This window comes from Mesorhizobium sp. WSM4816 (assembly GCF_055811535.1).
This window is the reverse complement of sequence record NZ_JBVVQR010000047.1, coordinates 1-19,727: the sequence shown is the minus strand read 5'-3', so window position 1 is coordinate 19,727 and position 19,727 is coordinate 1. Positions and strand designations below refer to the sequence as shown.

18 protein-coding genes and 1 pseudogene are annotated in these 19,727 nt (G+C 60.6%); 12 read left to right on the top strand and 7 right to left on the bottom strand.

The features are described from left to right. Positions 1-184: 184 nt before the first annotated feature. Positions 185-502 carry a hypothetical protein gene (locus AC0L3H_RS29680; RefSeq protein ID WP_473587847.1) on the top strand — a complete coding sequence of 106 codons (318 nt, stop codon included), beginning with the start codon at positions 185-187 and terminating at the stop codon, positions 500-502. A 684-nt stretch (positions 503-1,186) separates the two neighbouring features. Here AC0L3H_RS29680 and AC0L3H_RS29675 read toward each other — a convergent pair. Continuing rightward, positions 1,187-2,461, bottom strand: coding sequence for a phospholipase D-like domain-containing protein (locus tag AC0L3H_RS29675; RefSeq protein ID WP_473587846.1), 1,275 nt, complete (start codon positions 2,459-2,461; stop codon positions 1,187-1,189). 327 nt (positions 2,462-2,788) lie between these two features. Here AC0L3H_RS29675 and AC0L3H_RS29670 point away from each other — a divergent pair, with 327 nt between their 5' ends. From AC0L3H_RS29670 to AC0L3H_RS29650, 5 genes are all read left to right on the top strand, one after another. Next, the gene (locus AC0L3H_RS29670) at positions 2,789-3,097 is read left to right on the top strand and encodes a ParB N-terminal domain-containing protein (protein WP_473587845.1); all 309 of its coding nucleotides are present in this window, start codon (positions 2,789-2,791) and stop codon (positions 3,095-3,097) included. Further along, a complete protein-coding gene (locus AC0L3H_RS29665) occupies positions 3,094-3,879 on the top strand; it encodes a hypothetical protein (protein WP_473587865.1) in 786 nt (261 codons plus the stop codon). The genes AC0L3H_RS29670 and AC0L3H_RS29665 overlap by 4 nt, the downstream gene beginning before the upstream one ends. Then, positions 3,791-4,084: a DNA methyltransferase gene (locus AC0L3H_RS29660; RefSeq protein ID WP_473587862.1), complete on the top strand. Its 294-nt coding sequence runs from the start codon at positions 3,791-3,793 to the stop codon at positions 4,082-4,084. Before AC0L3H_RS29665 ends, AC0L3H_RS29660 begins: the two co-directional genes overlap by 89 nt. 373 nt (positions 4,085-4,457) lie before the next feature. Next, positions 4,458-4,691 carry a P27 family phage terminase small subunit gene (locus AC0L3H_RS29655; RefSeq protein ID WP_473492990.1) on the top strand — a complete coding sequence of 78 codons (234 nt, stop codon included), beginning with the start codon at positions 4,458-4,460 and terminating at the stop codon, positions 4,689-4,691. A gap of 7 nt (positions 4,692-4,698) precedes the next feature. Continuing rightward, positions 4,699-4,932 (top strand): P27 family phage terminase small subunit, encoded by a 234-nt coding sequence (locus tag AC0L3H_RS29650; RefSeq protein WP_473587844.1) that lies wholly within the window; start codon positions 4,699-4,701, stop codon positions 4,930-4,932. A 279-nt stretch (positions 4,933-5,211) separates the two neighbouring features. Here the strand turns inward: AC0L3H_RS29650 and AC0L3H_RS29645 are convergent, their stop codons facing one another. Together AC0L3H_RS29645 and AC0L3H_RS29640 are read right to left on the bottom strand one after the other, a co-directional pair. Continuing rightward, the gene (locus tag AC0L3H_RS29645) at positions 5,212-5,736 is read right to left on the bottom strand and encodes a hypothetical protein (RefSeq protein WP_473587843.1); all 525 of its coding nucleotides are present in this window, start codon (positions 5,734-5,736) and stop codon (positions 5,212-5,214) included. Beyond that, positions 5,737-7,074 carry a tetratricopeptide repeat protein gene (locus AC0L3H_RS29640; RefSeq protein ID WP_473587842.1) on the bottom strand — a complete coding sequence of 446 codons (1,338 nt, stop codon included), beginning with the start codon at positions 7,072-7,074 and terminating at the stop codon, positions 5,737-5,739. 120 nt (positions 7,075-7,194) lie between these two features. Here AC0L3H_RS29640 and AC0L3H_RS29635 point away from each other — a divergent pair, with 120 nt between their 5' ends. Continuing rightward, complete coding sequence (locus AC0L3H_RS29635) at positions 7,195-8,211, top strand: AraC family transcriptional regulator (protein WP_473492983.1); 1,017 nt, start codon at positions 7,195-7,197, stop codon at positions 8,209-8,211. An 806-nt stretch (positions 8,212-9,017) separates the two neighbouring features. After that, a complete protein-coding gene (locus AC0L3H_RS29630; RefSeq protein ID WP_473587841.1) occupies positions 9,018-9,959 on the top strand; it encodes a Bug family tripartite tricarboxylate transporter substrate binding protein in 942 nt (313 codons plus the stop codon). Between the two features lie 131 nt (positions 9,960-10,090). Here AC0L3H_RS29630 and AC0L3H_RS29625 read toward each other — a convergent pair whose 3' ends face one another. Then, positions 10,091-12,511 (bottom strand): bifunctional diguanylate cyclase/phosphodiesterase, encoded by a 2,421-nt coding sequence (locus AC0L3H_RS29625; RefSeq protein ID WP_473492981.1) that lies wholly within the window; start codon positions 12,509-12,511, stop codon positions 10,091-10,093. A gap of 697 nt (positions 12,512-13,208) precedes the next feature. Between AC0L3H_RS29625 and AC0L3H_RS29620 the strand changes: the two genes are divergently transcribed. The 3 genes and pseudogenes from AC0L3H_RS29620 (at position 13,209) to AC0L3H_RS29610 (ending at position 16,116) form a co-directional block, all read left to right on the top strand. Continuing rightward, the gene (locus AC0L3H_RS29620) at positions 13,209-13,562 is read left to right on the top strand and encodes an adenylate/guanylate cyclase domain-containing protein (protein WP_473492979.1); all 354 of its coding nucleotides are present in this window, start codon (positions 13,209-13,211) and stop codon (positions 13,560-13,562) included. 234 nt (positions 13,563-13,796) lie between these two features. Continuing rightward, positions 13,797-15,542 (top strand): adenylate/guanylate cyclase domain-containing protein, encoded by a 1,746-nt coding sequence (locus AC0L3H_RS29615; protein WP_473587840.1) that lies wholly within the window; start codon positions 13,797-13,799, stop codon positions 15,540-15,542. A 48-nt stretch (positions 15,543-15,590) separates the two neighbouring features. After that, positions 15,591-16,116: pseudogene (locus AC0L3H_RS29610) on the top strand (cytochrome c). A gap of 93 nt (positions 16,117-16,209) precedes the next feature. On the opposite strand, the gene AC0L3H_RS29605 reads toward AC0L3H_RS29610, so the two are convergent. Both AC0L3H_RS29605 and AC0L3H_RS29600 read right to left on the bottom strand, forming a co-directional pair. Then, positions 16,210-16,464, bottom strand: a complete 255-nt coding sequence (locus AC0L3H_RS29605; RefSeq protein WP_473492975.1) for a RidA family protein — start codon at positions 16,462-16,464, stop codon at positions 16,210-16,212. Between the two features lie 19 nt (positions 16,465-16,483). Further along, a complete protein-coding gene (locus tag AC0L3H_RS29600; RefSeq protein ID WP_473587861.1) occupies positions 16,484-16,918 on the bottom strand; it encodes a cupin domain-containing protein in 435 nt (144 codons plus the stop codon). 118 nt (positions 16,919-17,036) lie between these two features. Here AC0L3H_RS29600 and AC0L3H_RS29595 point away from each other — a divergent pair, with 118 nt between their 5' ends. Further along, a complete protein-coding gene (locus AC0L3H_RS29595; protein ID WP_473492971.1) occupies positions 17,037-18,587 on the top strand; it encodes a winged helix-turn-helix domain-containing protein in 1,551 nt (516 codons plus the stop codon). 333 nt (positions 18,588-18,920) lie between these two features. Here the strand turns inward: AC0L3H_RS29595 and AC0L3H_RS29590 are convergent. Next, a partial coding sequence (locus AC0L3H_RS29590; protein ID WP_473587839.1) for a tetratricopeptide repeat protein occupies positions 18,921-19,727 on the bottom strand: 807 nt, incomplete at its 5' end.

Here is a 19,727-nt window from a genome sequence, read left to right as displayed (position 1 = left end):
TGCACCAGAAGTCTCGTGCCGCATGTACGTCTGCGTCGGGCCAGATCTGCCTATTGCCTGCAGACGCTTGGAACCACGGCAGACGCGCGGCGTTTGGCATTCTCACACGAGAGAAGCCATGCCCGACAAAGATCCGGAATTCAAAAGCTAGTTTTGGGACTCGATCCGTTCGGACATGACGGCAATGATCGGCGTCCCCGGCATCCGCCCTCGTCCCATGACAGCGCAGTTCGATGGGGACCGCAACGTCATTTATTTCTTCACGGCGAAGGACACCGGCCTGGCCGAGGCCGTTGCATCTGCAGAACTGAGGCCCCTTCCCTCCACCGGCATTATCCGGCTTCCGCAGTACTACGAACCTCTCCGCCACCCCAGCACGCCCATCCACCGCGCGACGCACGATCGGCTTCTCGTTAACGGCTATCACTATCCCTTCCCGGGCGTCGGCCATGTCGTGAAGGAGGGCGATGGCTTTCGCTGGCTGCCGGCGGACTGGGTCTAGGACAGAGAAACCTGACCTTGCGCCATTTTGGGGGAGACCCTCACCAGGCACGTCCGACGCGGTGGGCATTCCTGGAGGCTTGCTCGGACAATGGCCGCATCGTAATGACATCGCATTTTCCCTTGCCGTCGGTGGGAACCATCTCGCGACGCCAGTCATCATTCTGGTTCGAGGATCACCAGCCGCCGTAATCGCCGAGGACGCCGACTACGCCAACCCAAACGGCGGGGCGCCCTACGGCAATCTACCCCAACGCCCCAAGCGGCGCCGACCTGGCGTTGCCAATCAGCAATCTTCGGTGGTTTTCTTCATTTGGCCGGGGGCGGCGGTATTGGCGAGCGGTTCGAGCAAGCCATAGCCGTCCTCCTGGAACAAAACGAACTCGCCGTCGAGAATTTCGGGCAACCGTCAAAGCGCCGCCAGACCATTGTCATTTCTGCAAAAAAGGCGGCCGATCAGTGACTTCCAACGGTGCTTCCAACGGGTCTGCGCCAACGGTTTTCCAACGGGTGCCGACCCAGCAATTCCGCCTTCCAACGGGTGTGTGCTCCAACCTATATCTCAAGATATGGCCGCGGCGGGCGGCCTATCCCGATAGCCGGAGGAAAAGGGCTGCTGAATACCGCCGGCTTTCCCGCCGATGACTCCTATGCGGCGTTAGACCCATGTCCGACGCGGGTCCTCCTAGAGTTGAGCTCTCAACCAGCTCGCGGTCCAGTCAGTGAATTTTTCACTTGGCGGCCGGCTTTGCCATTCCTGAAGACTGATCTGCCGCGAGCGTTTCAGGTCGTCCTGAAAGATCGCAATCTGTTCGGCGGCGAACTCCTCTCCGTAAATGTTGAGGTTCGCCTCGTCGTTGAGCCGGAGCGAACGCTCGTCAAGATTGGCCGATCCCATTGTTACCCAAGCGTCGTCTACAATCAGGAGTTTGGGGTGATACATGGTCGGCTGGAATTCATGTATCCGCACTCCAGATCGCAGAAGGTCGCCCCAAAAATAGCGCGAGCTCTTCCGCACGATTGGCACATCGGTATTCTCGCTGGGAACTATGATGTCGATCTCGACGCCGCGTGCCCGAGCCGCAAGCAACTGGACGAGAGCAACATCATCGGGCACGAAATAGGCCATACCGATCCGTATGTGGCGTTCAGCCGCCGCCAAGGCCATCAGCATCATCTGATGCATGGATACCGAACCTTCGGGCTGCGACGAAATAACGACCTGGGCGCCCAGAGGGCCGCTCTCGTCCTGGGCAGGGTAGAACGGTCTGCCACTCAAGACCTCACCCGTCCCTTCCAGCCAGTTATCGGCAAACGCTGCCTGCATTGCAGACACTGCCGGGCCGGTGACGCGATAGTGAGTGTCACGCCATTCGTCGGCGTTGCGTGCGTCGCCCAACCACTCGTCGCCAATTCCAACACCGCCGGTAAATCCGACTAATCCATCAACGATGAGGAGCTTGCGGTGGGTGCGATTGTTCACCCGGTCGAGGGTGTACCAGTGAAGCGGCCGAAAGCGGTGAAACGAAACCCCGGCCTGCTGCATGATGTCGATGAGGCGCTGGTCGAAGGGAATGCTCCCCACCCAATCGACGAGGACGCGGACTGGTACTCCCTCCCGCGCCTTATCGGCGAGAGTGTTGGCGAAGCGCAGAGCGATCTCTCCGGACCAATAGATGTAGGTTTCAAAGTTGACCGAAGACCGCGCTTCCCTGATTGCGCCGAGCATGGCCGGGTATATCTCATCGCCGTTTACAAGCGTTTCAACGGCATGTCCCCGGCGTACTTCACCGCCGTAAACGGCCTCCATGGTCTCAAGGAACTGCGGGTCCGAAATACCATAGGCGTGTGGAATGGCTTGGCGTACTGCATGCTGCTCGGGAAGGTTGAGCGTGACGACCAGCAATACGAAACCCAGGACGACCCCTATGGGAAGGCGAATGTCGAGCAGCCGTTTCACCTACCCCCCTTGGCTGCCCGTGCGCCCGCCGCGGAACGCGGTGAAGCGCGCCTGCCTGCCATTTGGTCGACCTCTCCTGTCCTGCAAAATTCCACGCTTCGAGCAACAAATGATGCCGGGGTGAGAATGTAGAAGAGGCGACTTCGTTCCCCGACCCTCTATTCGCCAAGCACAAGCACTGCCAGTACGAACCAGCGAAGCAGTTCGAAAACAATCGTAGTCAAGCGAAAAACAGCAGCGATTACAGTCACGTAAGGCCCTGTTATAACAAATCTTGAAGCAGGAGGACATTCACCACCCACTCCGCCTGTGCGGAAAGGAACTCTGATGCAGACGGAGCAGCATGAAGCGGTTCTCGGTTGCGCTACTGCGGCTGATACGGATGACGCCATTCCGGCCGTCGCTGGTCAGAACGGCAGCATCGAAAATCCTGCTCCTCGCCTTGCAGTGGAGTACCGTCCTGCCGCGGCTCTGATCCCATACGCAAAGAATGCCAGGACGCACTCGGATGCGCAGGTGGCGCAGATCGCCGCCTCGATCCGGGAGTTCGGCTGGACGAACCCCATCTTGGTCACGGAGAGAATGGCATTATTGCTGGCCACGGCCGGCTGCTGGCGACGCGCAAGCTCAGTATGAGCACCGTGCCAGTGATCGAGCTCTCCGAGCTGAGCGACGCGCAGAAGCGGGCCTACATCATCGCCGACGACAAGATGGCGCTGAACGCCGGCTGGGACAATGAACTGCTCGGCCTCGAACTCGGGGAACTCGACGCGCTCGGCTTCGATCTGTCGCTGACCGGCTTCGACGATCTGGAGATCGCCGCACTCACCAGCCTCGGCACGGCAGGCCTAACCGATCCGGACGACATTCCCGACACGCCCGCGCAGGCGACCACCCTCCTCGGCGATGTCTGGCTGCTTGGCAAACACCGGCTGATCTGCGGCAACAGCACCAACCCAGCCGACGTTGAGAAAGTGCTCGCCGGCATCAAACCACACCTTTTGGTGTCGGATCCACCTTTCGGGGTCAACTACGATCCTGCATGGCGCATGCGCCTTGGCATTCCGTCAGAGGGCCTGGCGAAAGGAACGGTCCTGAATGACGATCGCTCTGACTGGCGCGAGGCTTGGGCGCTGTTCCCGGGCGACGTGATGTACGTCTGGCACGCGGCACTTCATTCGGCTTCGGTCGTGACTAGCCTCGAAGCCAGCGGCTTTGCCGTCCGCGCCAGATTATCTGGGACAAGACCCGGCTGGTCATCGGCCGCGGCGACTATCACTGGCAGCACGAGCCGGTCTGGTATGCGGTCAGGAAGGGCAGGAAAGGCCACTGGGCGGGAGATCGCAAGCAGACCACCGTCTCTGGGCCATCCCGCACAGGAAGTCCGACACGGGCCACGGCACGCAGAAGCCCGTTGAATGCATGCGGCGTCCGATCGAGAACAACTCCTCGCCCGGACAGGCAGTCTATGAGCCGTTCTGCGGCTCCGGCACCACCATCATCGCAGCCGAGATGACCGGCGGCTGCTGTCACGCGATCAGGCGACCTACGCTCATGAGCTCGAGCGCGGCGCCATCAAGGCCAACGGCTCGCCGAAAGCCTCTACCGCAAGGCGACCGGTGAAGGTCGGGAGGCCGTCACTGCAGCAATTTTCTGGCTGAAGACCAGGGTCCGCTGGAAGGAGACTTCCATCCATGAGCTGGAGGGGAAAACTGGACACATCAGTGACCTTCGTGACCACCTACGAAGATATGAAGCTCCTGTAGTGCCTCGCGGGAGGGGGGCGGTCATATCTCTACAGCTTTTCACCCTGCGACCGGTGCCTCCCCTTTCTTCGAAGAACCGCGAAATTGGCAGGGGGGTAGCAGCGTAACGGCTGGATTAGGAATGGCAAAATACCGGGTTTTTCGGCCTTCCGGCAGCATGATTGCAGCCGCGAAATGGTCGACAAACTCCGTAGCCATAGCGGCGGTGCGACGGGCTGAAAGGAAGCATTATGCGAGGACGCAAGCCAACGCCGACGGCACTGAAGATTGCGCTCGGCAATCCAGGTAAGCGGCCACTCAACAAGCGTGAGCCAAAGCCGGTGACTGCGATCCCGACCTGCCCGGCTCATCTGATGCCAACGGCCAAGGCCGAGTGGAAGCGGCTTGCGCATTACCTCCACGAGCTCGGCATCATCAGCGAACTGGATCGGGCCGCACTCGCTGCCTACTTGTCAAGCCTATAGCCGCTGGGTGGAGGCCGAGAAGAAGCTCAAGGAAACCCCTCCCCTTCTGCGGACGCCGGCCGGCTACGTGCAGCCCTCGCCCTGGCTTGCCATCTTCAACAAGAATGTCGAGCTGATGCACAAATCCATGAGCGAGCTCGGCCTCTCGCCCGTGTCACGCAGTCGGGTGGCAACGACGCACCATATCGGACCCAAGCCATGGGAGTTCACCGGCGAGGACGAGGACGAGTTCTTTACTTGAGCGGGCGCGAGGTCGGGATCGCGCCATCTCCTGACCTTCATTGCCCGCAATGTGAACGTTGCGCCTCTGTCCCCTAAGCGGTCGTTGCAGGAAAAGGGACCGCAACATGCGGTCCCGTCCGTTTATTGCTGAGCTCCGGAGGTATCCCGGCGCCTCATTGCGCGGTGGTGGCCGAGAAGGACGCTTGCATATCCTCGACAATCTGGTCGATCGAAAGCTCGAGGGACGTTGTGCAGGCGGGAACTCCTTGAAAGTCTTAAGGTACTGGCTGACGAGCGCTCAAAAGTACTGACAGTGGTCCGCCTTGACGGCCTTTTCGGTCAGAAACCAACCAGGGTCCACGATTCCCTCAGCTTCGGCTATGAGGTCGGCGGGCTCGACCTTGAAGGTCTGCGCCGCATAGCCGCAGCCGTAGAGGTTGACATTTCCGGTCTCAGCAAGAAGCTTCAGGAAGTCCTCGATCTCGGTCGGCTCTCCGTCCGCGGCCATCCGGCCGCGAAGCCAATCGGTTTCGCACTTGTGTCGGCCGTCCACCGAAAGGGCAGCCGCCCCTTTGCTGGTCAGCGCCCTTACTGCCCAAAGCAGGAAGAGCATGTCGACCTTCACGCCCTTTCGGGCCTGGGTGTAGGCGAAGGTCAGCGGCGTGAGGATCTTATCGTAGGCGTCATCGCGTACGACGATTGCTAGATGTTTCATTGTTGAAACTCCAAGGGCGCGGTTGATGGAGCCCCGAGGGGGCCGTGTCGAGACTTCAAAATTCCTGCGTTCCGCCGCCGGACTACCGGATTCGAAACGCAGGTTCACTCAGGCTGCTTCCCGGTCCGGCGCTGCATTCGCTCCGGCCCGGGTCAGGAAGCTTCGATTCACCGGGCTGTGGGGTTTCAGCGCAAGGCGCTCGTTCGCGAGGGCTTGAGCCAAGCCTGTCAGACCTCCGCGCACGGCGGCCTCAGCAAGGGTCCAGTCGATGACGTCGCGTTGCGCGTGGCTGCCGCCGAACGAGTTGGCGATGAAGCGTGCGCCAGAGAGGCGTTGCGCCGCGGTGTCATAGTCGCCGTGCCAGAATGCTGTGAACCCTTCAACAAGGGGCATAGCAGTCCGTTGCCCCCATTCGGCGACATCGGTGACGTCGGTTCCGTTCCGATAGGATGCGAGGATCCGTTCGACCTCGCTGTTCCGGCCGGCGCCAAGATATGCCATAGCCGCGTGCCAGTCGTTGAAGGGGTATGTGCGGCCGTCGGCATGATTGTCCCAGGTCGCCGCCAATTCTTGCCAGCGGTCGCCGACATCGTGCCCTGAAAGATGCAGGCGCCAGAGAAGCGCCGAGGCGTCGACCATGTCGAGTGCGACGGTGCTCCGATCCCTGCGGATCGGACCGTCATAGAGCGCGAAGACCTCGTCGACTTGCCCGAGATCTAGATGGTAGAGCGAACGATGCCACCAATTGTGAACCTTGAAGAAATTGTCGTCGCCGGACCAGTGGGGTTCGCGAGCGATCATCCAGCCGATGCCATCCTCAGCGCGGCCCTGCATCTCCATCACATGTGCGACGGCATGGTGGGCCCAGCTGTCGAGCGGCTCCAGGTCGACCGCACGGCGGCCAGCTTCTTCCGCTCGCCCATAGTCGCCGGTTTCCTCCAGCCCGAATGAATGCATCCCGAGCAGGATCGAATAGCCCGGCATATCCGCGGACCATTTCGGCAGCACTCGCGCGATCCTGTCGCGCAGGTCCCGGGCGTTGGCGCGGTAGAAATCCATCAGGTGGCCCGACTGAAGCGCGACGAGGTCGTGCGGATAGTTCGCATTGTGCTGGTCGAGGGCCTCGGCGGCGGCGGTCCAGTGTCCTTCCAGCAGCAGGTCAAGCGCGGCGACATGAGACGCCTCCCGCTCCGAAAGCCGCAATGACTTAACCTTGGCGACGATTGCTTTCGCATCCTTCGTCGCCCCCGGCTCGGTCGCGAGCCCGAACAGGTGCACCTTCAGGATTTGCGCCATCGCGAATTCCGGGGCCGCCTTGATGGCTTGGTCCAGCATGCCGATGGGGTCACCACGGTAGAAGTTGAAGGCCGCAGCAGCCCGATCGTACAGTCCCGCGGCTTCGAATGTTGCGCCGGAAAGCGCGTGGCCCTGCTGATCGACGATCATAATTGGTTTCCTTCTTGAATAGAGAGAGTGAACGCATCACCGACCCCGGCCGGCCGTAAGCTTCCGGCTGCCGGATCAGCGGTTTCAATGCTAAGTTAGACTTGCTGGTCGGGCCGGTTAATGAGCGATGCGCCGGAACTCTTGACCGATCCGCCGTTTTTAATGGAATGTCGTCCCGTGGATGCTCTTTTGGATATGCTTCGAGCGATGCGCCTCACGGGAGGCATCTTCCTCGACGCTGAACTCACAGCCCCATGGTGCATTTCGGCGAAGGTCGGGCCGGAGGACTGCAGCCCGTTTACGCCCGAGCCTCGTCACATTATCGCGTATCATTACGTCACCGCCGGCCGCTGTGTCTTGAAGGTCGGCGGCCAGCAGCCGGTGCAGATTGAGAGCGGCGAGATCGTGGTTCTGCCACGAAATGACGATCACGTCCTCGGAAGTGCATTAAACCTGCGGCCCGTCAGTGCCGAGCAACTGATCCAGCCGGGACCGGAAGGCGGGCTTGCAAAAATCATTTATGGAGGGAACGGGGAGCGGACGCAGATTTTCTGCGGCTTTCTTGGCAACGATCTTCCGCACAATGCCTTCATCGCAATGCTGCCAAGCGTGCTGAAGCTCGATGTCGCCGAAGGCGGGAGCTGGATAGAAAGCACCTTCCGCTTCGCAACGAAGGAGTTGGCGGGACGCCACGCCACATCGCCAGCAATGCTCGCGAAGCTCGCAGAAGTTCTGTTTATGGAGGCCGTCCGACGCTACTTGTCGTCTCAGCCCCCGGCGGGAAATACCTGGACAGCTGGAATGCGCGATCCGGTCGTCGGACGCGCCCTTGGGCTACTCCATGGCCAGATTGCCAGGCGCTGGACGACGGAAGCTCTTGCACGGGAGATAGCCGTTTCCCGTTCGGCCTTCGCGGACCGCTTCACTCGCGTGATCGGCGAGCCGCCCATGCGTTATCTGGCGAGACAGCGGTTCGAACAGGCTTCGGCGCAACTGAGGGATTCCGCCGACCCGATCGTGCGGATCGCCTTCGATATCGGCTATGAGTCCGAAGCGGCTTTCAACAGGGCGTTCCGACGCGAATATGGCGTCCCACCAGCGGCCTGGCGGCGAGAGCACATGGTCCGCAAAGCCTGATCTGACGACGAATCGTCGAGGGCACATCGTCGAGGGCACAACTCATCCCGATCGGCGAACGGCAACAAAGGCTGACATAGCGCCCCTGACCTACAACCACTGAAGGACCCGAACGGGTCAAGAGTGCAGGTTCTTGAACACGAAGATTGCGCCACTTTCCGACCTCAGCACCTCTAAGTGCGAACGTCTGGTGTGATGCCCGATGCGCGCGTTCGTAGGGCATCTCGCTGTTACACCGCGGTGACAAAAGCACCGCCACGGTGGCGTCAACCCGGTTACCAAGGGCAGCAAATATCTCCGGCCTTCTGGGTGTGGCGTGTCAGCGTCTCCAGAGGCCGCGTGGGCGTGTCGCCGGTTGGCAGTTAGCGCGGCGACTGGATCGTTCCACGCCTCGCAAGCGGGATGGCGAATCTCGTGAAGGCAACGTTAAGCTGCGTTCTCCGTTCTGAATCGGCGACGGGCAGCGGATGCCATGCACGTTGGGCGTCTGGAAGTTGGCGGGGCATGGGCGCGAGACAGCCCGCGTGCACGCGCCTCGCCGGGCGGTGCAATGACCGCGTAGCGCCGCCTCGCAGCGATCCTGGCTTGCGACGTGGTCGGCTATTCCTGTGCGCATGCGCCAGACTCGCATTCGCTTTCGCCAAAGGGAATCCCAAGCCGGATTCTTATGTTAGGCTATGTTGGGCCGATACCAGTAGGTAGTTTTTTGAGTGACACAAGGAGAAATCTTATGGGACTGACGCTTCGATCAATTGCGTTGCTCTTTGCTATTTCTCGTTGGCTGTGCCGAGGCATATGAGGACACGATGAGAAGCGCAACAAATCTGGCCGCGTCAGCACGAGATTATCCGGCCAAGCCGGTACGCATCATTGAGCCGTTCGGGGCGGGCGGCGGGCCTGATCTGTTGGCCCGCGCCCTGGCCCCGAAGCTTTCTGAGCTGTGGGGCCAACCGGTGACAGTGGAGAACATCCCAGGTGCGGGAGCCACTGCAGGCCCCGCATCGGTCGCGAAGTCACCGGCCGACGGCCACACGCTGCTGATAAACACCAACGCTCAGGCATATAGTGCGGCGCTCCAGAAGGACCTCCCGTATGAACCGTTGAAGGATTTCATTCCGATCATTCCGCTCACGAGGCAAGCCTACGTGCTCGTCGCAGCCAAGGCGACTGGTGTGACCACCGTCGGCGAGCTCATTGCGGCGGCGAAGGCGAAGCCAGGTGAGCTCAAGTTTGGATCGACCGGCATAGGCACCGGCACACATGTTGGAGTCGAGAAATTCAATCAAGCGGCGGGAGTCAAGGCGCTGCATGTGCCTCCCTCGCCGAACGATTCGAACGCCGACACAATCGCCAACGCGATAGCGGCGCGCTTCACTTACTATTTGGTGCCAATCTCTCTTGCACTGCCGCACATTCGCGATGGCACACTCGTTCCGCTGGGCGTGAGTACCGCGCTGCGCTCAACCTTGCTCCCGGAGGTACCGACAATCGCGGAGGCGAGCGTCGCCGGATTCGACTTCCCGATCTGGTATGGAATGTGGGTGCGGGCTGGCGCTCCGACCGGCGTGGTTGACCAGCTTGCAAATGACATCGGGCGCGTGCTCGCCGGGCCGGATCTGCGCGAATGGATCGCTAAGCACGGAGGCGAGCCAATGAGCATGACGCAGCCCGAGTTCGTGCGCTTCGTGGAGAGCGAGAGTGAAGGCGCGGCGCGACTCATGAAAGCCGCCGCTAGTGTCAACCCTTAATAGCCCACCGTCTGACGAACTGTCTGCGTAATTCGCACAATGAAGGATATTCCTGTGCGCATGCGCCAGACTCGTATGCGCTTTCGCCAAAGCCGAATCCCAAGCCGGACTCTTATGTTAGGTCGGTACCGCTAGGCCGCGCTGTCCTTGACTACTCGCAACTTGTGCTTACGCAGCCTTTGGGGAGCGGCTACCTTGCCTTCGCCGCTTGTATGCTGCGCAAACTCAGCTATGGGACAGGGTCGGCCGAGCAAATAGCCCTGCATTTCATCGCAGGCTTCCGCACGCAAAAAGCTCAGTTCCGCGTCAGTTTCGACGCCCTCCGCCAAGACGGGGAGCTTGAGACCTCGAGCAAGCCCGAAGACCGCGCGCATGACGGCGGCCGCCTCGTCGCTGGTATCCACCGCACGGACAAGGGACTGGTCGACCTTTATTTTGTCGAACGGGAAGGCCCGCAGGTTTGACAGCGATGAGTAGCCGGTGCCGAAATCATCCATCGCGATCTGGACGCCCAGGTCTTTGAGCTTGTGCAAGACCGCGAGGGCCCGCCCAATATCCTTGATCAGCGACGATTCTGTAATTTCCAGCTCGAGGCGGGACGGGTCCAGGCCGGTTTCTTTCAGAACCTCCTCGACCAGCTCCGGGAGATTGCCGCCATGGAGTTGTACGGCCGAGACGTTGACGCTGACTCCCAGTGGTCGGTCCCACGTCGCCGCCTCGGCGCAGGCCGTGCGCAACACCCACTCGCCGATCTTCAGTATAGCGCCGCATTCCTCCGCGATCGGAATGAACACCGTCGGGGCGATGGCACCTCTCGTGCCGTGATCCCAACGAAGAAGCGCTTCGAAGCCGAAGACCCTGTTGGAGTGAAGCTCCGCTTGCGGCTGAAAGACGAGACTGAACTCGTTGCGTGAGATCGCATGACGGATGTCGTGCTCGAACTGACGTCGATCGTGTAGATGCTCACCCATAGACGGTTCGAAAACGCGATAGATGCCGCGCCCTTCCAACTTGGCCTCATAAAGCGCCGCGTCAGCATGGCTCAGAAGGGTCGCGCGATCGGGCCCATCGTTCGGGAAGACAGCGATGCCGATGCTGGTTCCGATAGTGACGCCGGCGGGTAGGTTCACGCCGGTCTCGTCGAAAGCGTTCAAAATGGCTTCAGCGGTGCGCGTCGCATACGCTGGGCTCGGCAGGCCTGGAACGATCACAGCGAACTCGTCGCCTCCCAAGCGCGCGACCATATGCTCCGGCTTGAGGACGTTCTTAATCTTCTCGGCCACACACTGGAGTACGGCGTCCCCGATCAGATGGCCGAAGAGGTCGTTAATCTCTTTGAAGCGATCGAGATCGAGGAAAAGGACGGCAAGGCACCTGTCGGTCCCACGATGCGCCGCGAATTCTGCCTCCAGCTTCTCGTTGAAGCTCGTGCGGTTCGGGAGCTTAGTCAGGGGGTCGTGGTGAGCAAGGAAGTGAATTTGCTCCTCCGCCCGCTTACGCCCGCGGATATCGCGCACCGCCACGACCTGATGCTGCTTACCGGCATAAAGGATGTTATGTCGGATCAGCTCGACCGGGATCATACTGCCGTCGGTTGCGCATAGCTCGGCCTCCAGCGGCTTTCGGGCGGTGGCCGTGAGTTCGCCCTGCGAGACGGTGGGGAAGAAAGACTCGAGCAAGCGGCCGACAGGCTGAGAGCCATCGACACAGGCAAGGGCGACGAAGCTGTGATTGGCTGCTACGATCGTCGTCTCGTTGTACACAACCAGCCCCTCGACGGCGGCGTCGGCCAGCTCTTGCATACGCGCCGTCTCCCCAGCGCGACGAAGATCGCGCAGATCGAGGACAAGACCGACAAGGGCCAGAAGAATGATCACGATCGAAGCGAGCGCAAGTCCGCTTGCCATCCATTCCGCTGGCAGCGCCGTGGCCGAAACGACGATGCGAGGATCGGGCACGATCGCGGCCGCGCCCATCGCAGTGAAATGATGGCTGCAAATCGCGACCGTCAGCACCAACGCCCCGAGTGCCTTCCACTTGATCGTGTTGGCCCGAAGGGCAACTGGCAAGGCTGCGGCACCGAACAGTCCACCGAGGGCGATCGACACTGCGACGAGCGGCATATCCCAGACGACGCGGCCCGCGATCTCGAAGGCAGCCATGCCAGTATAATGCATTACGGCGATACCGCCCCCCACGATCATCCCGCCGATCCAGCGTGCATACGGAACGCGGGGCGACATGCCGACGGTGAGGCCGGTTCCCGTCAAAGCGATCGCGGCGACCAGCGAGACGATCGTCAAGGCGATATTGTAGCCGCTCGGCACTGCGGGCTGAAAGGCCAGCATGGCGATGAAATGCGTTGACCAGATGCCGAAACCGGTGGCGACCGCAGCTACTGCGAGCCAGATCCGTCGCATTTCGCGTTCGCTGCGCCCGACATGATGGAGGAGGTTGACGGCCGTGAACGAGGCCAGGGCGCAGACCAAGGCCGCCAGGGCAACCAGACGCAAATCATGCTGCGAGGCAATGCAGGTGTAGACTTTCAACATGCTCTTCCCCGAAGTCGGTTACGAGCTTCGGAGAGAAACCTAGGGTCAAACCTTGAAGAAATGCTTATGAGGGCAATTCAACTTGACGACTTTCCTGGGATGGCATTCAGCGACCGCTTTAGGCGTAGAGCAGCTAAGTGCCTTCCAACAAGTCTGCGTGCATATAGGTGGCGCTCCAGATCAACCGCGTTGCTGCTGAAGCCTAATTCCTGAAAGAACTTGCTGACCCGTGTCTCCGTGAGCACACTGCAAACGGTGGTTTGCAGTTTGAACACCCCGGAACAGCAGTATGAGCGCGGTCGCCTACTATCGAGTCTCCACACAACGGCAAGGACGCTCGGGCTTGTGCCCAGCGTGCCGCGGTCGCCCGCTTTGCCGAGGCGGAGGGGATGATTATCCTCCAGGAGTTCACCGAGATCGAAACCGGAAAGGGCGCGGATGCTCTTGATCGACGGGAGCAATTAAATTCCGCCCTCGCCCTTGCCCGCCAGACAAAATGCCCGGCACAAGTTCATGAGCGAGCTCGGCCTCTCGCCCGTGTCACGCAGTCGGGTGGCAACGACGCACCATATCGGACCCAAGCCATGGGAGTTCACCGGCGAGGACGAGGACGAGGACGAGTTCTTTACTTGAGCGAGCGCGAGGTCGGGATCGCGCCAAGAGCGGTCATTGCCGAACCACTACTCAGACGTCCCGTTTGCCGGCACTGGAGTTGCGTGTCGGGAGCCATACTGGGCCGGTCATATTGGGAGTCGTCGGCCGGCGGAAGTTCACCTTCGATATCTGGGACGATGCGGTGAACACGGCGGCGCTCATGGAAGCGAATGGTGCTCCCGGACGGATCAATGTTTCGGAAACCGTGGCGGGAAATGTCAAAACGCTATTCGAACTGGAGCCGCGAGGCGTCATTGAGACCAAGCATGGGCGCAGGCTCGACATGTTCTTCCTCAACCGCCTGAAGCCGGAGTATTCGCGCGATGCCGATGGCCGCGTGCCAAGCGAAAAATTTGTCACTGAATGCAACCGACTGCTCAGCGGCTTTCCCGGCTAGGAAGAGAACATCCGAATGAGCCATTGGGAGAGTACGCCAGCAAAAAGAGCTATTGGCGCGCTCGAGGCGACGTGCGCATCGGCGAAAGCGTCAAAGAACCGGCTGGCTGGGATCTGACCTTTGGCTGCGATGCGCCGATGGGGCGCAATGTTCGACATTAGAATTCCAGCCCAGCACCGTCATAGATTGTTGGCTAAGAATGCTCTACTCTCTGTGACGGGAGGAAATCGGGGCATGGAACGCCGCCTCGCCGCCATTATGGACGCTGACGTGGTCGGCTATTCGCGTCTGATCCGGTCCGATGAGGATGGCACGCTCGCGGCGCTCAAATCTCTGTTTACTGACCTCATTGGGCCGAAAATCGCGGAACATCATGGGCGCGTCGTCAAGTTCATGGGTGATGGGGTGTTGGCAGAGTTCGCCAGTGTCGTGGAGGCGGTGAGAGCCGCCGCCGAGATGCAGCAGGCTCTAGCTGAACGCAATGAAGTCTTACCGAAAGGGCAACGTATCGAGTTCCGCGTCGGCGTAAATCTGGGCGACGTGGTGATCGATGGCGACGACATCCACGGAGACGGTGTCAACGTCGCGGCCCGTTTGGAGGGATTGGCGGAACCGGGCGGTGTTTGCGTATCGGCGGCAGTCTATGACCAGGTGCGCGATCGCATTGAGTTGCCGTTCGAGGATCTGGGGGAACAGCGGGTCAAGAATATCGACCGGCCGGTGCGCATCTGGCGCTGGGTTCGTGACACCGTGGCGTCGTCGCCCAGTGTTGATCAGATGCCTCTCCCGGAACGACCATCGATCGTGGTCCTTCCCTTCAACAACATGAGCCGCGATCCCGAGCAAGAATACTTCAGTGACGGCATCACTGAGGATATCATCACCGATCTCAGCAAGGCATCCGGCCTGTTCGTCATCGCGCGCAACTCGGCTTTCGTCTACAAAGAAAAGACATTCAGTGTCCCTCACGTATGCCGTGAACTCGGCGTCAAGTTCGCTGTCGAAGGCAGTATTCGAAAGGCCAGCGACCGGGTTCGCGTCACCGCCCAGCTGATCGATGGCACAAGCGGCGGACATCTCTGGGCCGAGCGCTACGACCGTGACCTCACTGACATTTTCGAGGTCCAGGACGACATCACGCAACAAATCGTTGCTGCGCTGAAGGTCAGGCTCAGCGAGGCGGAGAAATCCTTGATCGTCGATGGCGGCACGAAAGACGTGAACGCCCACGATCTCTTTTTGAGGGGTCGCGAGCTGATCCTTGGGCTCAAGAGAGATCGTGAGATGTTCGATCAATCGACCACCTATTTCCGTCGGGCGATCGAGATCGATCCGTCCTACGCCGCCGCTTATGCGGGTCTGGGCATGGCCTATATCCTAGATTATCAGAACCATTGGACCGACGCGCCCGAGAGGTCACTTGATCAAGCCGATCGCTTCACCGCCCAAGCGATCGCCAGGGACGACCAGGACCCTTTCGCCCATTATGTCGCCGCAATGGTGGCCATGTTCATGAGGGACTATGAGCGATGGGCCCATGAGGCCGACCGGGCGTTGTTGCTAAATCCCAACTACGCTCCCGCGCTCAACATGCGGGGCACCGTTCACATTTATACGGGAGAGCCGGCGAAAGCCATTCCCATGATTGAACGGGCGATACGCCTCGATCCGATTTCACGACAGCAGCACGTACACTTCCTGGGCACCGCTTATTTCGTAGCCGGCGATTACGAGACTGCGGCGGCTTTGTTCAGGGATCGTATCGCGCTCAATCCCACCACGGACTTGTCGCGCGCGTTCCTCGCCTCAGCATTGGGCCACCTTGGCAAATTGGACGAGGCCGGCGAAGTTTGGCGCGAACTCAAGGAAATCAATACGAGGTACTCCCCCGTCGAGCATATCGGCCGTTTGCCGTTCAGGGATCCCTCGGATGCCGAGAAGTTTACCGTTGGCCTGCGCAAAGCGGGGCTAGTGCAGTAATGACGCCACAAAGCCCGGCCGCGTTGCGATAATGAAAGGAAGGAAACGATGCTTCGGACACCAGTTCGCCTCGCGTTCTTGACCGCGTTGTTAGCGCTTTCTTTGGTCACAGCCATTGCCGACGACGCGCAGATTAAGCGCGGCGAATACCTCGTCACGATCGGCGGATGCAACGACTGCCACACGCCGGGTTACTTCTTCGGAAAGCCCGCCATGTCGCGCTTTCTTGGCGGCTCGGACGTAGGCTTCGAGATTCCTGGTCAGGGTGTTTTTGTCGGCCGCAATATCACGCCGGACAAGGAGACCGGGATTGGCAGTGGACCCCCTGAGCAGATCGTTGCCGCGATTCAGACGTGCGAACGACCGGACGGCCGCATCCTCGCGCCGATTATGCCTTTGGCACGCTTTTGCGCATCTGACGGCCGATGACGCAACGGCGATCGCAGCATTCCTTCAAAGCGTGAAGCCGGTGGGCAACCAGGTCCCGGGCCCGTTCAAACCGGGGGAAAAGGTGTCGAGCTTCGTGTTCCGGATCATGCCGCCGGGCGAAACCGCAGCCGCGGCGCCGAATTAGGCCGGGTCCGACCAGCAACGAAATTCGGCATCACGGTCTCGAATCCGAGGGTGTGGCAGGGCAGTCATTGCCCAGACATGCGCGTCGGCGGCGTCAGTTGCGCTCCTGGCGGCTAGCTACGGCGAGCCGCGCTGACGCGTAACCCTGCTCTGGCGAAACCCCGGTCCCGACCTTGCCGAGGGGTTTTGCCAATGTCCCATCCTTGTTGCACGCCACGTGACCGGAGATGTAGGCGCGGGTGCCGCGCACCCGGACCCAGGCGAAAGACATACGCAGCCCCTCGCGGACTTTCAAAGGCTCGGTCAGTTCCAGACCCATAGCGGCCAGGCGTTGTTCGATGACGGCCATAGCGCACCTCCCGGCCTGATTAGGGCACGATCTCGTCGAGTTCCGGCATTAGCACGACGCTCTCGTTCGCAGCGGGGTCGTTGCGGGCACCGAGGAACTCGGCGTTTTCAGTGCTACGATTGACGGCCACGTGCGGAACGCCCGCCGGAATGAACAGGTAGTCGCCGGGGAGGACCTTTTCGCACCGTTCGAGCGCGGCCCCCGACCAGATCTCGATCTCTTTGCCCGCGGTCATTAGAAGGGCCGTCTCGTGCCCCTGATGGCGATGGGCGCTGGTTCGTCGCCCTGCGGGTAGCGAAATCGTTCCGAGCCACAGCATGCTAGATCCTACGCTCTCCGCCGAGACTCCCGAGCGATAGACAGATCCTTGCTCGGCGACATAGCTGTCACTCCCGCGAACGATTTTAGCGGATAATGCATGAGCATTTTTCGGTTGCATTGTTTCGTTCTTCATCGCTCTCACCACCTCAACTGCTGCATGGAGCTGAATGTGCGCGCGGAGCCGGCACAAGTCTTGAAACGACGCCGAAAAATTCCGAAAAACTCCGAAATCGGGCGTATCATTGCCAATCATGAGCACCCAGCACCTTGTATTCGGCCCCTTCGAGTTCGTTATCGAGGACGGATGCCTTCTTCGTGACAATCGGCCTGTCTCCATCGGCGCCCGCGGCGCTTCGCTGCTCACCGCTCTGCTCACGGCAAATGGGCGTGTCGTTACCAAGTCGGCGCTGATGGATGCCGTTTGGCCAGGGCTCGCCGTCGAGGAGAGTAATCTTTCCGTTCAGATTGCTGCCCTTCGCAAGCTGCTTGGCCCGGCGTCAGACGGCGGCGACTGGATCATCACGGTCCCACGGGTCGGATACAGATTTTCCGGTCCGGTAGAGAGCCGGCCAAACGGACCTGGTAGCGAAGGGCGGTCAGAGGCGAGATCCAGCCCCGCGATTGCAGTACTGCCTTTCGAGAATCTCGGCAGCGATGCAGAGAGACAATATCTGGCCGACGGTATCGCCGACGACCTGATCATGGCACTCGCTCGGTTCCGATGGTTCCGCGTCGCGTCGCGCTGGGCGAGTTTCGCAAGATGGAATGTCTCGAAGGATCCGCAGTCTATCGCGCGCGAACTTGGCGTCGATTTTCTGGTGGATGGAGCCATCCGGCGTGCCGGTGATCGGATGCGGATATCGGTGCACCTCGCCGACGCAATGAAGGGCGCCACCGTCTGGTCCGAACATTACGATCTTTCGGTGGCCGAGGTATTTGCTGTGCAGGACGCCATCGCCGAGCGGATCGCAGCGGCGGTCGAGCCCGAGTTGCTGTTGCGCCATGGACTTCAGGTTGCTCCGCACACCGGGAATGTGACCGCCTGGGATCTCGTACGGCAAGGCACATTCAACTTTCACAAAGTCACCCAGCCGACGCACAGCCTCGCACGACAATTCTTCCGAGAGGCAACGGAACTCGATCCCATGCTTCCAGAGGCGCAGATTTGGCTCGCGCGGGTCAACGCAGGTCTCATCGCCTATGGCTGGACGAAAAATCTAGCCGCGGACGGGAAGGAAGGACTCGATGCGGCCCTGCGGGCGATATATCTCGATGCTCGGAATCCGTATGCGCACTATGCGCTGGCAATTGTGTCGGCCTACACCGGCAGGGCTGAACATGCGATCCTCGCAGCGGAACGGTCGATCGAACTCGGTCCGAGCTTTGCCTTGGGCTATCTCGTCCTCGGTATGGCCCGTCTTTTCGTGGGCGATGCGGCCGGTGCGCAAAAGCCGTTGGCTCGCGGCCTCGAACTCAATCCCCACGATCCCCAAAATGCGGTTTGGTTCAGCCTCTTAATGCTTGCGCTGTTCTTTTCGGGCGACGTCGAGGGCGCGCTCAACTCAGGACGCGCGGCGCTAAAGGCGCGTCCTGATTGGCCGCCGCTCCTCCGCATTCAGGCATGCTGCCACGCCGCCGCGGGACATAGTCAGGAGGCTCGCCGCCTCGCCGCCGCTGCGAGCGATCTCCCGGAGTCTGCAGGCGATGCGCTTGCTCCGTTCAGAAATGGCAACAGCGAATGGGCGGCTCGCCTCCAGGGCCTATTGCGAGAGGCGGAACACGGGTCGGGACCCGTAAACTGAGCGAAGACTCGGATGACGGCTTCGAGCCGCAAACGCGACCTAAGTCTAAGTCTGCCGCGTTGTCCGCTTCCAGGCGAAGGCAAAGTTTGCCTCTACTGCTGAGATCAGGCGCAGAGCTGCCACTCAGAATCTGACTTGTGGGTGTCGCCTTCGGGTCAATCCTTTGCGTCCGGCAAGGATTCGCCTCGTTCATCCTTCGCCTTCGGCAAGGACTCGGATGCGCGCCAGAAGGAGCTTTCAGTGGACGGCAATCACGCTCAGGAAAACACACGCCTGCAGACTAGGTGGTCGGGTAATCGGCCACGCCGGCGTCAGGGCTGCGAGGCCGGACCCTCATACCGGCAGGCCTGCTTTGCGGTAGCCCTCAATCCAGCGGTCACGGTCTTCTTGAAGAGCTATCATGCGCATCTGCGACATGATCATGGTCTTTGGGTCAGGCTTGGGGGCTGGACTGCTATGGAACGCCGCGACAGCCGCTTTCGAGTGTTCGATGCGACCCAGGTGTGCGTACGCCGCGGCTTCGATCAAGTGCATATAGGCCGGCACATCGTGCCTGTGCTTAAGGATCGCAAGCACTTCTTCGTACTCGCCCAACATGAAGTGGCAGTCGCACAGCACCTCTGACCTGGCATCATCAGGTGCCAAAGGGTCGATCCTCTGCATTCGGGAAAAGATTTCGATCGCCTCGGATGGCCGACCCAGGTGGGCGAGAACAAATCCGCGGCTGAAGAGAGCCGATGCATCGTTCGGGTTGCTTGCCATTGCACGCGCGGAGTGAAGATCGGCAAGCTCATGCATGCCGCTCGTGATATAAGCGGCGGCGGCGGCCGCATTGACTTCGGTATCGCCGCCGTCGAGCGCCACGGCGCGCCCCGCGTGATGGCACGTGCGTTCGATCGCAATCTCCGGTTCAAGGCCCAGCGCATAGATACCATAGGCATAGGCGGTGGCGATCTGCGCGTGCGCGGCCGCATAGTTCGGATCGGCCTCGATCGATTTCTGAAGATGTTCCAGAGCACTTTGCAGACCGTCAGTGGAGTGAAACAGAGCCCAACGTCCCCGAAGCAAATGGTCGAAGGCTGTGAGGTTCGCCGGCGGCCTCCGGCGCGCGTGCTCGACTGCGATTCGACCAAGATGCCC